1 protein-coding gene is annotated in these 637 nt (G+C 49.0%); it reads left to right on the forward strand.

The window, feature by feature from the left end; all coding sequences use genetic code 11:
* Window positions 1-55 precede the first annotated feature (55 nt).
* Window positions 56-322 (forward strand): 30S ribosomal protein S15, encoded by a 267-nt coding sequence (rpsO, locus tag QVO43_RS10080; RefSeq protein WP_012938052.1) that lies wholly within the window; start codon window positions 56-58, stop codon window positions 320-322.
* Window positions 323-637 lie beyond the last annotated feature (315 nt).

A 637-nucleotide genomic window follows, 5' to 3' on the forward strand; every position in this document is an offset into this window, starting at 1 on the left:
ACTCCGACGCCAGCTGCAGCCACGGGCTTTTCTATGACTAAGGAGGAAAAGAACAATGTTAACGCCTGCAAGAAAGAAAGAACTCATCGAAACCTACCGCATCAACGAACAGGACACCGGGTCTCCTGAAGTACAGATCGCCATCCTGACCGAACGGATCAGCTATCTGACCGAACACCTGAAAGCCAACAAGAAGGACCATCATTCCCGTCGCGGCCTGCTGAAAATGGTTGGTCAGCGCCGTGGCCTGCTGAACTACCTGATGAAGAAAAACATCGAACGGTACAGAAGCATTGTAGAAAGACTGGGCCTGCGGAAATAATTCCAAAAGCAATGAAAAGACTGCTCCAGAAATGGGGCAGTCTTTTTTTTTGCATGTAATTGGTATCCCTAGTCTCAGCAAACAGCCTGATACCGTCGCTGTTTGTCCATGGGAGGATGCGTTCTCTATGGTTTTATCTGAATCGAAGGAATCCGCTGCCCGGGTCCCTTCTGACCGCCGTTGACTGATGACCGGCGACGGCAATGCGAAGTTTATTTCCCATTGCCTTAAATTATCCTTGACATTTTCCTTACTATACAGTATACTAATCAAGTCGGCAGCACCTGAGGGTGTTTCCTGACAACGGCCCAGTAG

The sequence above is a fragment of the Acidaminococcus sp. CAG:542 genome, assembly GCF_000437815.1.
In the GTDB taxonomy this organism is placed as follows: Bacteria; Bacillota; Negativicutes; order Acidaminococcales; family Acidaminococcaceae; genus Acidaminococcus.

Coding starts and splice junctions, on each gene's coding strand:
- rpsO (WP_012938052.1), top strand. CDS start 56: ATGTTAACGCCTGCAAGAAAGAAAGAACTCATCGAAACCTACCGCATC.